Consider the following 12,267-nt stretch of genomic DNA (forward strand, 5'->3'; position numbering starts at 1 on the left):
ACTTGCTCAGGATAATATTCAGTTTAATTTTCCCATTGTTGCAGTTCGCCTACGGCTAATTGATAATCACGTTCTGTGGAAAGGAAAGTATCTATTGTCTCATAATAAACAGATAATTCCAACAAATAGTTGATTAAAGACAATTGACCTTTGTCTAGCGCTTTTTTGAGCAAATCCCGATTATTGGTTACACTAAGTGCTTCATCATACTCTTTCAGTAGCACAGACAATTTAGATGCTTTATCATATTGACTCTTGAGCATATTTCTAAACTGAAGCTGAGTATCGATTTGCTGCATTTGTAAAGCAGTAGTCTGAGCTTTCTGATGCTTCACAGTATTACGTCCTTCCCACAAAGGAATAGATACACCTACTGTAAAACCCTGAAATATTCGCCCTTCTTCTTTCTGACGAGCATAGCCGGCCGTTAGCTTAGGCAAATTAAGAGCTTTAGTTAATTGCTCTTGCTTTTTACTCAATACAACTTCATGCTCTGCCTTTTTCACAGCAGGGTTATTAGCCTTTACGTTTTCAAACCATTCAATGAAATTTAAGGGGAAATTATATATCGGATAAAGCTCTATGACTATATCTACAGGCACTCCTCCATTCATTCGTTGCAACTCTGATTTCAACGTATTGACTTCGACTTCATTCATTTGAAGGGTTTTCTCTGTATTCAGCAAATCCAATTTGGTTTTATTACGCTCTAAGATATCTATATTCCCTTGTTCAAAGCTCTTCTGATAGGCATCTGATAGTTCCTGAGCATATACTACTCTATGCTTAAGTTCCTTGTTCATCTTATTCTGATAAGCCAACTCTATGCAGAGTAAACGAGCTTGCTGCAAAATCTCCTTTCGTTGTTGTTCATACTCTAAATCTACTTGCTCGTTCTTGCCTTTAGCCAACTGAGATTTATAACGATATGCTGTAGGAAAATCGAAAGATTGATTGATACTAAAATCCCAGCGATTTTCTTCTATTGGCGAATCGGGCCATAAGTAGCCGAATTCAACCTCGGGATTAGCCATATTTATTCCGGTTTTGTTTCCTATTTTATCAGCACTAGCCTGCTCTCTGTAGGCCTTTAACGTAGTGTTATTAATCTCTACATTCCGCAATACTTCGGTAAAAGGATTCTGCGCTTCTAGAGATAAGCTTGTTGCTACCAATAGTAATATTATATGGATTATTCGTTTCATAGCTTCTATATTTAAATAATTTCCTGCTTTACAGACTTACGTTTCTTAAGCATTCTGTAAATAATGGGTACTATATACATATTCAATAACGTAGAGGTAAGTAGTCCACCCAATATGACTTTAGCCATCGGACTTTGAATTTCGTTGCCGGGAAGATTACCTTGTACTGCTAAAGGAATAAGAGCCAATCCGGAAGACAAAGCAGTCATTAAAATAGGATTTAAACGGTCTAACGAACCTTGCAATATACTTCTGGTTACAGAGTAACCCTGATTACCCAGATCATTATAGTGGGCCATCAGTAAAATACCGTTTCGGGTCGCTATACCAAAGAGTGCGATAAACCCGATAATAGCAGGGATACTAATTTCTCCTGAAGTAAGTAATATTGCATATACCCCTCCTATCAGGGCCAAAGGTAAATTGAGAAGAATAACTGCCGATTGCGTCACATTCCTAAACTGATTGAATAAGAGAAGGAAAATAATCAGTATAGCAAAAACAGATGCCAGAAGCAGTGTCCTTGAAGCAGCCTGTTCACTTTCAAACTGTCCGCCATATTCTATATGATATCCTTCGGGAAAGGTTATTTCAGAATCAATCTTTTCTCGGATATCATTCACTACACTACGTAGGTCTCGCCCTGCAACATTTGCTGAAACAACAATCTTTCTCTGTGCATTTTCTCTATTTACAGTATTCGGGCCCGAAGACGATGTAATATCGGCAATATACTCGAAGGGTATCTTTTTATCACCAGCATCTATCATCAAATTGCGTATCTTGTCTGCTTCATCTTTATAGTTGTCATCGACCTTTAAAGTCAAATCGAAATTTCTTCCGTTTTCATAAACCTGAGAAACGACCTCACCTGATAACATGACTGTGATAAAATCAGAAAATTGAGGCAATGTAATACCATACTTGGCTAATAGTTCACGTTTAGGAGTTATCTTTAATTGAGGACGTTCTACCTGTTGTTCTACATTGAGGTCGGCAATTCCTTCAATATTCTCTACCGATGCTTTTATTTCATTTCCTAATGAATAAAGCTTATTGAGGTCTGTACCGAAAAGCTTTATAGCAATATTAGCTTTTGTTCCTGAAAGCATATGATCGATCCGATGAGATATAGGCTGCCCTATTTCGACACTAATACCTGGTATTGCATTCAATCTTTCACGAAGTTCGGCCAGCATTTCCTCCTGAGAACGGTCTATTAAAATAAATGGTGCCTCTATCTCTGATGTATTTACACCGAAAGAATGTTCATCGAGTTCAGCCCGCCCGGTTTTCCTTCCTACTGTTTGGATTTCGGGAACACTCATCATAGCCTGTTCGGCCAACAACCCTATTTTATCGGATTCTTCTAACGAGATTCCCGGCAATGTATTGATAGTTACAGTAAGTGAACCTTCATTAAACGGAGGTAGAAAGTTTCTTCCGAAAGTGAAGAAAACCAAGATTGCCGAAAGTAGCAAGACTCCTATTATTGCCAATACTTTCTTTTGATGTTCTAAAGCCCAATGTAAGGTCTTTTCGTACCCACTTTTCAGCTTAATGACAAATACCGGTTCTTTCTCGTCCTTATCTTCTTTTTTCTTTCCTAACATATAGCTACACAATACAGGTGTCACTGTAAGAGCAATGACTGTAGAAGCAAATAAAGCGACAATAAATGCAATCCCTAAAGGAACAAGCATACGGCCTTCCATCCCACTAAGAAAGAATAAGGGTATAAAACTTGTTACAATAATCAAAGTAGAATTAAGGATAGGCATTCGTACTTCTTTCGATGCTTCAAAAACAACACTTAAGATGCCTTGCTGCTCTTCCTTCGGTTTCTTCCTATTCTCTCTAAGATGCCTGAATACATTCTCAACATCTATAATAGCATCATCTACCAAAGACCCTATTGCAATAGCCATCCCCCCTAAGCTCATTGTATTAATGGTCAGCCCCATCATTTTCAGGGCAAGAATTGAAGTTAATAATGATAAAGGCAAAGCCATTAATGAAATAAATGTTGTACGCCAATTCATCAAGAAAACAAACAATACTATAACCACAAACACCGCCCCTTCATAGAGCGACTTTTCAACATTACCTATAGAGTTGTTTATAAAACGTTCCTGACGGAATATATCGGTTGTTATCTTTATATCAGACGGTATATTCTTTTGAAGTTCAGCTAACGACGCATCTAATTTTTCTGATAATTCTATTGTATTTGTATTCGGTTGCTTAGTGACGGTAATTAGTACTGCAGACTTACTTTTCTCCGAAGCTATCCCTAATTTAGGAGTCTTTGCCCCAATTTTTATATCGGCAACATCACTGAGAAGTATCGGAGCCTCTCCTACTTTCTTCACCACAGATTTACCTAACTCAGCTGTATCTGTACTTTGCAGTACACCTCTTACTATATACTCGTTACCATACTCATACAATACCCCTCCTGAAGCATTCTGATTCATATTACGCGTCACCTGCAATACCTCATCTAGAGTTATTCCATAATGCTTCATCCGACCGGGATTCAATAATATCTGATATTCTTCAATATCACCCCCTATTACTGTTACTTGTGCTACACCTCCTGTAGAAAGTAGCCGCGGGCGAACTGTCCAGTCGGCAATAGTACGCAAATCGAGTAAAGATGTGGAATCGGAAGTCAGACCTATTATCATAACTTCGCCTAAAATAGATGACTGTGGCCCTAACGTAGGCTGTCCTATGTTCTCCGGGAGCGCATCTCCTAGGGAGGAAAGCTTTTCAGTAACGATCTGACGGGCTTTATATATATCTGTACCCCAATCGAACTCGACCCAAACAACTGAAAACCCAGTAGTAGAAGACGAACGCACACAGCGTACATCTGTAGCCCCATTTACAGCAGTTTCGATAGGAAAAGAGACCAAACGTTCTACCTCCTCCGGTGCCATACCATTTGCCTCGGTCATTATTACTACCGTAGGTGCATTCAAGTCTGGAAATACGTCTATCTCCATATTCTTAGCAGTATACATTCCTCCAATAAGGAGAAGAACTGCACCAATCAACACCACTAAACGGTTGTTGAGTGAAAATTGTATTATTCTATTTAACATAATTTACTCCTCCCTCTTTAATGTTCATGAGCGTGAGGAATTGCCGATGCTGTAGATGCTAGCTTAACATAATATGCTCCTTTGCTTACTACTTTATCTCCTTCTGTCAATCCTGATAGAATCTCGACTAAGCCACCATCATTAGAACCAATAGCTACTTCTTGTTTCTTATAAGCATCAGGATGAATCTGTAAATAGACAAAATATATACCTTGTTCTTCAGTAAGAGATGCTACGGGAATAGTTATTACATTTTCACGGGGTTGGCCTAATAAATAAACCTCAACATAGGAACCTGCTATGACCTGTCCAATATTATCAAATTCGAAAATTGCAGGTAAATAAAATTCCTGACTATTTGTAGCTCTCCCATAAGATACAATACGACCATTTAACTCCGATAAGTTATGAATCGCCTTATCATACGACGTTTTGAAATTAGCAGAACTAATAGTAACCAGATCTTTATAATAACGTTCTGAAACATCTGCTCGTAGTTGCAATCTTTTATTTTGAGTTACAGTCATTAAAGCCTGACCAACGTCGACATATTGACCCTCAGAAACAAGTTTCGTTTTAATAAATCCTCCAATAGGAGTTGAAATACTAACTCCTCGAGAAGAAGAACGTTGCCCTATCGCCTGATAAGCATTCTTAGCATTCTCATAGTTCAGTTTGATCTCATTATACTCTTTCTCCGAAATGAGTTTATCTCCAATAAGAGATTCTGCACGTTGATATTCCCGTTGAGCTATAGCATAAGCCGACTTTGCTCTTATTATAGGATCTCCGTCTATCATGTTTTTCGAAGATATACTTAGCAGAGACTCTCCTCCTCTCACAGCCGTACCTTCATTTAACGAGGACTTATTGAAAGAAACAATACCACTGGATGTAGCCGATATAGTTACCTCATCACCTTGCGCAGACAATATTTGCCCGCTTGTCTTTATTACCTGATGAAATTTGCCAGGAGACACTGTTACGACTTCAAGTCCGACGGAGGCAGCTTGCTCCGGTGAAAAGATTATCTCATCTCCATGATCTCCTTCTTTTTTTTCTGACTGTTCGTTATGATCGTGATCACACTCTTTACCCTCAGCATGATTATGAGCTTCTTCTGAATGATTATGTTCTACGTGTTCTTCTTTTCCTTGCGCTGAGCTACAACCCCACATTATAGCCAACAGACAAGCAAAATATATAATATATTTCTTCATTTTCTTATTTCTTAAATTGTAATATTCATTCATATACTATCTTCACCATATATGTAATGAACGATAGTCAATATTATAAATAGTTATATTATCCTAAAAAATAAGAAAAAGGAGGTGCACGCAGGCTTCTGACCGAGCCTACAAAGGGAGGAATATAAGTTTTTAAATAAGGTTTTTCTACAAGAAAAGTGCCAAATTCAGGAGCCTCAAGATAAAGCTCGTTCAGCGAATATAAAACATACAATAACGACAGACAATGATCGCATAGTAATATATCCTCATGCGTATCGTTACTCTGACGAAGTACTATTTCTTTAAGGTTACAATTCTCAGCGTTTTTGTGATGATGATGTTTGCTATGACTTTGAGAACAGCAATTACCACAATCAGTATCAATGTCTGAATAATGATTCTGATGCATCATTTCTTCCAAAGAGAAGCAAACTGTGCCATCGTGATGAGAGTGAGGTAAGACGACATGAGCTAATATAAATATATTAGCGAACACCATCATTATTAAACCTGTAACTTTCCTTACTCTCATATAATGCAAATATACAAAATTATTAACGAACAGAAAGTTCAATGTTTTATTATCTAAATAAAGATTGAAATATATCTTATCTATTCTGTTTTAATCTTATATGATATATAGATAATTGTATTCTATTTTCATCAAAAAAGAATTTCCCTCGAACGAACTATCAATTTATTATATAAAACTTCTTTTAATGAAAACAATTGATTAAGTTAGCCTTTAATTTAAAGTTAACTATTTTGTAACAGATTACAGATTGACAGATCATGAGTAGAATAGAGAATGACCTAATAGGGAGTTTACCTATCCCTAAAGATGCCTATTATGGCATTCACACACAACGAGCTATAGACAACTTTCAGATTTCAGGTGTAAAACTTTCCCACTTTCCAGAATTTATCAAGGCCCTAGCTTATGTAAAATGGGCAGCCGCTGAAACAAATTGCCAATTGGGTGCATTAGATTCTAAAGTGAGCAATGCTATTATAGAAGCATGTAAAAAGATTATTGCAGGAGAGTATCTAAACCAATTTCCTAGCGATATGTTGCAAGGAGGAGCAGGAACATCGACCAATATGAATATAAACGAAGTCGTTGCTAATATTGCCTTAGAAATAATGGGGCATGGAAAAGCAGAATATAGCTATTGTTCTCCTTACGACCATGTAAATCTATCACAATCGACAAATGATGCATACCCTACAGGAGTAAAACTAGGCATCTTATTTTACAATGCGAAACTAGAAAATACACTCAAAGACCTTGTTGAATCCATTAAAAATAAAGGACAAGAGTTAAAGCACGTGATAACGATGGGGAGGACTCATCTCCAAGATGCCATACCGATGACTCTCGGACAAGAATTCGATGCTTATGCTGCCACTCTTGAAAAAGAGATCGATTATCTGAAACAAAATGCAGACCAATGTTTAGAGATAAATATGGGTGCTACAGCTGTGGGCACAGGTCTTAATGCAATACCGGGTTATGATAAACTATGTGCCGAAATACTGAGTAATCTAACAGGTCTAAAATTCACTCATGCGGCAAATCTTGTAGAAGCGACTTCCAATACTGGCAGTTTTGTCGCCTATTCTTCAGCTCTGAAAAGATTAGCAATCAAACTCTCTAAAATATGTAATGACTTACGCATACTTACATCCGGGCCTCGCTGTGGCATGTACGAAATAAATCTGCCTCCGAGACAAGCCGGATCATCCATCATGCCGGGCAAGGTAAACCCTGTAATAGCAGAAGTCACTTCTCAGACATGCTTCAAAGTTATTGGTAACGACCTAGCAGTTATGATGGCCTCTGAAGCGGGACAGCTACAATTGAACGTAATGGAGCCTGTAATGGCATTCAGCATACTTGAATCTCAAAACCTGCTTACAAATGTAATGACCTGCCTACGCAAAAATTGTATTGAAGGGATTACAGCAAATGAAGAACATTGCAAACAACTTGTCCAAAACAGTATTGGAATCGTTACGGCACTCAACCCTTACATCGGGTACGAAAACAGTACAACAATAGCTCAGGAAGCATTAGCTACCGGCCAAAGCGTATACGACCTTGTACTAAAAAAGAATGTACTGTCTAAAGAAGAGCTAGATCGGATACTAAATCCAGAAAATATGACAGGAATAAAATAAAGATACTTTTTAGATATAAAGCGGAGTGGATTATTATCCACTCCGCTTCTTTTGTCTAGAGATTTAATCCTCTTCTTTCTGTGCAGCTTCGTATTCTTTTAGTAGCTTATCCTGAACATCGGATGGCACAAGCTCATAGCTTGCAAACTTCATAGTAAACGAAGCTCTTCCTCCGGTGAGCGAGCTAAGTGAAATAGAATAATTAGACATCTCTTTCAATGGAACTTTTGCTTTCAGTATTTCGATACCTCTATCGCTTTCCATACCCATAATCATCGCTCTGCGATTTTGTAGGTCACCCATTACATCACCCATCTTATCAGACGGAACAGATACTGTCACATCATAAATAGGCTCGAGAATTTTAGGACCTGCATTCTTAAATGCCTCACTGAATGCATTACGTCCTGCAAGCATAAATGAGATTTCATTTGAGTCGACCGGATGCATCTTGCCGTCGTAAACAACGACACGCACGTCACGCGCATAGGAACCTGTAAGAGGACCTTGCTCTAAACGCGACATGATTCCTTTTAAAATAGCAGGAAGGAAGCGAGAATCAATAGCACCACCAACAATACTACTTACAAAAACAAGTTTACCTCCCCAATCGAGATCATATGTTTGTACATCGCGAGATTGCACCTTAAATTCCTGTCCATTAAACTTATATACTTCCGGCATTGGCATACCTTCTACATATGGCTCTACAATCAGATGAACCTCTCCAAACTGACCGGCTCCACCCGATTGCTTTTTATGACGATAATCGGCTCGTGCTGCCTTGGTTATAGTTTCACGATATGGAATTTTAGGTTCAGAATATACAATAGAAATTTTATCGTTATTTTCGATTCTCCACTTCAAGGTCTTCAAGTGGAATTCTCCTTGTCCCGAAACGATAAGCTGTTTCAGTTCTTTAGAGTTTTCTATCAACCAGGTAGGATCTTCTTCATGCATACGCTGAAGAATTTCGTTCATCTTCTCTGTATCCTTCTCATTCTCGGCTTTTATTGCACGGCGATATTTAGGATCAGGATATTTTATAAAGTCGAACTTATTATCAACTCCCTTAGCATTCAATGTATTACCGGTACGAACATCTTTTAGTTTTACTGTTGCCCCGATATCTCCTGCTACAAGCTCTTCTATTTTTACGCGTTGTTGTCCTGCCGGACAGAATATTTGTCCTATACGTTCCTTCGAACCTCTATTAGCATTAACCAGATCATCTCCTTCATGTACCTTTCCACTCATTACTTTAAAGTATGATACTTCACCAACATGAGGTTCAACTGTTGTTTTAAAGAAGAACAGGCTTGTAGGTGCATCGCTATCAGGTTTCACTTCCTGACCTTCGGTATTTAATGGTGCAGGCTGGTCACGAACATAAGGAACCACATTACCTAAGAATTCCATCGTACGGCGAACACACATATCTTTCTCCGCTGAAACACAGAAAATAGGGAACAAATCTCGGTGTACCAATCCCCAGCGAATTCCCATACGCATTTCTTCTTCTGTCAATGTGCCTTGTTCAAAGAATTTCTCCATTAAAGATTCTTCATTTTCAGCAGCAGCCTCAATTAGCTTTTGCTGTAAATCGGCGGCTTTTTCTTTTTCCTCTTCAGGTATATCGAGAACCTCCGGAACACCGCCTTCAGGTTTCCATCGGAACATTTTATTCTTCAATACATCAATTACTGCATTAAATCCTTCTCCTACATTAACCGGATACTGAATTATTACAGCTTTTTGCCCATAATCGGCTTTTAATTGGGAAACCACATTGTCGAAATCAGCTTTTGGATGATCGAGCTGATTAACTATAAAAATTACTGGTTTCTGAAGTTTTTGAGTATATCTTAATTGGTTGATAGTACCAACTTCCATACCATATTGAGCATTTAGCACCATCAGTGCTGTATCTGTCACGTTGAGTGACGAAACAATATTACCAACAAAGTCATCTGATCCCGGACAATCAATAAAATTGAGCTTCCTATTCATCCATTCCACAGAGAAAATGCTGGAAAAAACGGAATAACCGTATTCTTTTTCCACCGGAAAATAGTCCGAGACAGTATTTCCGTCTTTGACACTTCCTCTGCGTTTTATGACACCCGCTTCATAGAGCATGGCTTCGGCGAGAGTGGTTTTGCCCGCTCCCGAACTACCAAGAATAGCAATATTCTTGATCTCCTGTGTTTGGTAAGTTCTCATGGCCAAAATGTTTTACATGGTTTATATTATAATACTTTTTACCATGTCACCTCATTTTTGAGGCGACATTTTCAAAATTAATGAAATGTTTTGGTGATATTACAATAAAATTATATGTTATACAGTCATAAAATTTAACAAACTATAAATTGATAAACAAAAAAGTAACAAAAGTAACAGTTTATCTATTTTTTCAAACTGTTACCTTCTATAACCCGGTGGAACGCATGTGAGACTACCTCCTTTTACTATCAACATATTGGCTTTAGGGTCGTGTTTTATTTCCACTTGCTTAGTTCTGGTTACCATCTTACCTCCCTGCATGGTCTCTTCTTCGATATTTACCGTTTCAAAATCGCCTGTATCATTAAAGTCTTTCTGTGATCCTCCCGATTCACCCTTATTGCGGTATAATATCCTCAATTGTTCGGCTGTATGTTCATCCGTCACATTCACTATGGTAGGAGGTGTGTCGATATGGCGGTTCTCATCCTGTTTCTTATCTTCACGATCAAGGATGAGTTTTATTGTTTGGGTATCGGGCGCACATTCTTTTCGCTTTACTGTTTTCGACTTTAAGATCAACTGCGACGGATCGCTTTTGCTTGGAACATATACAACCTTTTCTTCTGTAAGGGTATAACCCTCCAGTTTCTTTTTCAAAGATAAACGGGCTGTTATGAGCATCGCCTCGTCCCGGACTTTTATCGCCTCATCCAAAGCTTTTCGGAAAGAGGGCTTAGAATCCCGCCATTCGTAAAATGTTTTCCTGCTGATTTTGAATATGGTGCATATTTCAGATATGGAATAGAAATCCATTTCCATGTATCGACAAATTTCATTAGCTAATTTTTCACTATACTTCGACATTACAATTTGTTTTATGAGTTATAATCTGAAGTATAGATAAATATACTGAAAATCAATTATTGACACAAAAAGTTATCGGCTGTCTTTTACATACTCCATATAAAATTAGTTGACTAAAAAATCCTTTCTTAAACAAAAGAAAGTTAAATATTCTACCATTAGAGCCAAATCTTTTTACATTTAAAACTTTAAGTAGAAATGATCATTAATTGATCTCGTACTTATTTCTAAAATTGAACGAAAGCAAGTTCTAACTACCAAACAGGGAAAAATTCTCTTTACACTCAAGACAATAATAGAGAATCAACAGAGTCAAAAATCACAACACTTCCTTTTTAAAATTAAAAGATTATGGAAAAAACAAATATTACAATCGAGGCTATAAATCCGGTTAATAAACTAAATATAGAGACTATTATAAATACAATTTCGGAAATGGAAGGTGTCTCTTCCGTCAATCTGCTATTTGACAATCAATATAAGTTTATATTCAGTCTGGAATATGATACCACTTCAGATTACACAAGTTTTGTAGAAAATGTGAGACTTTTACTCAATTATTACAGTTCAAGTATATTATCTCTAAAAAACAAACCAAATATCGACTTATCTTTTAATGACAGTTCTGATTAATTTCTAAAATTAGAAGGATATTCAATTATCCTCTTTTTATTTAATTAAAACTTAGAATTCTAACATTTACTTTTATCTTTGCATTGCTAATTTAGAATGACAAAATAGACATTTAAGAACACTCATGAAACAGTTACTTTACACACTACTAATACTTCCTTTATTTATCTCTTGTTCAGGTGATGGAGAAGTTATTAACGAAGTAGAATATATTGACGTAAATATACTGAATGGAACATGGGAAGCGTCGATTGATGCCGATACTAAAGGTGTTTATTCTTTCAGGGATGGATTTGTCTCATATACCCGAATTATAGATGGAGAAAGTGAAATTTGGGTAAATTCAAAATTCAAACTGACTAAGAATGAAATACTATATTATACAAACACAGCTAAAGGTGAGAAGGAAACTTATTTATTGAAAGACGATTCTTTGTTTGTAACTGATTTTTTTAATAAAACATACAAATATGTCAAGTTATAATTTTCAATCTTATAATATCTCTCTATTAATAAATATTTAAAGGCTCGCTTCTCTGAGTAAATAAAAAAGACTCCAAAGGTTCTTCTATTCCAAATTCCCTATACTTTTGCGAAAAAGTAAATTGATTCTTCTTGCAATTGTAAGACCGTCTTATAGCATAGAATATTATTGAAAATTGTCAGTTACTTTTTTTGTAAAATAAAAGCTATTTCCAGACATTTATTATAACTTAGAACAAAATTCACTATGCCTAAAAATAACAAAAAGTATCCAAGGTTACTTTCTGGTTTATAACATAAGAGAATAGTTATAATTACAATAATAAATAG

The 12,267-nt window shown here is 36.8% G+C and carries 9 protein-coding genes; 3 read left to right on the top strand and 6 right to left on the bottom strand.

What is annotated here, in order from left to right:
• Positions 1-23: 23 nt before the first annotated feature.
• The 4 genes from JGH11_RS10070 to JGH11_RS10085 all read right to left on the bottom strand — a co-directional run bounded on the left by JGH11_RS10070 (position 24) and on the right by JGH11_RS10085 (position 6,079).
• Positions 24-1,205: a TolC family protein gene (locus JGH11_RS10070; RefSeq protein ID WP_201111460.1), complete on the bottom strand. Its 1,182-nt coding sequence runs from the start codon at positions 1,203-1,205 to the stop codon at positions 24-26.
• An 11-nt stretch (positions 1,206-1,216) separates the two neighbouring features.
• A complete protein-coding gene (locus JGH11_RS10075) occupies positions 1,217-4,315 on the bottom strand; it encodes an efflux RND transporter permease subunit (protein ID WP_201111461.1) in 3,099 nt (1,032 codons plus the stop codon).
• Positions 4,316-4,332: 17 nt separating this feature from the next.
• On the bottom strand, positions 4,333-5,535 hold the full coding sequence (locus JGH11_RS10080; protein ID WP_201111462.1) for an efflux RND transporter periplasmic adaptor subunit: 1,203 nt from the start codon (positions 5,533-5,535) through the stop codon (positions 4,333-4,335).
• An 88-nt stretch (positions 5,536-5,623) separates the two neighbouring features.
• On the bottom strand, positions 5,624-6,079 hold the full coding sequence (locus JGH11_RS10085; RefSeq protein ID WP_201111463.1) for a hypothetical protein: 456 nt from the start codon (positions 6,077-6,079) through the stop codon (positions 5,624-5,626).
• Between the two features lie 260 nt (positions 6,080-6,339).
• Here JGH11_RS10085 and JGH11_RS10090 point away from each other — a divergent pair, with 260 nt between their 5' ends.
• Positions 6,340-7,728: an aspartate ammonia-lyase gene (locus tag JGH11_RS10090; RefSeq protein WP_201111464.1), complete on the top strand. Its 1,389-nt coding sequence runs from the start codon at positions 6,340-6,342 to the stop codon at positions 7,726-7,728.
• A gap of 63 nt (positions 7,729-7,791) precedes the next feature.
• On the opposite strand, the gene JGH11_RS10095 is transcribed toward JGH11_RS10090, so the two are convergent.
• Positions 7,792-9,951 (bottom strand): translation factor GTPase family protein, encoded by a 2,160-nt coding sequence (locus tag JGH11_RS10095; protein WP_201111465.1) that lies wholly within the window; start codon positions 9,949-9,951, stop codon positions 7,792-7,794.
• A gap of 201 nt (positions 9,952-10,152) precedes the next feature.
• Entirely contained in the window at positions 10,153-10,821 is a 669-nt protein-coding gene (locus JGH11_RS10100; protein WP_201111466.1) for a helix-turn-helix domain-containing protein, read from the bottom strand.
• Positions 10,822-11,172: 351 nt separating this feature from the next.
• Here JGH11_RS10100 and JGH11_RS10105 point away from each other — a divergent pair, with 351 nt between their 5' ends.
• Positions 11,173-11,454: a hypothetical protein gene (locus JGH11_RS10105; RefSeq protein ID WP_201111467.1), complete on the top strand. Its 282-nt coding sequence runs from the start codon at positions 11,173-11,175 to the stop codon at positions 11,452-11,454.
• A gap of 124 nt (positions 11,455-11,578) precedes the next feature.
• A complete protein-coding gene (locus JGH11_RS10110; protein ID WP_201111468.1) occupies positions 11,579-11,938 on the top strand; it encodes a hypothetical protein in 360 nt (119 codons plus the stop codon).
• Positions 11,939-12,267 lie beyond the last annotated feature (329 nt).

This window comes from Dysgonomonas sp. Marseille-P4677, assembly GCF_016652235.1.
In the GTDB taxonomy this organism is placed as follows: domain Bacteria; phylum Bacteroidota; class Bacteroidia; order Bacteroidales; family Dysgonomonadaceae; genus Dysgonomonas.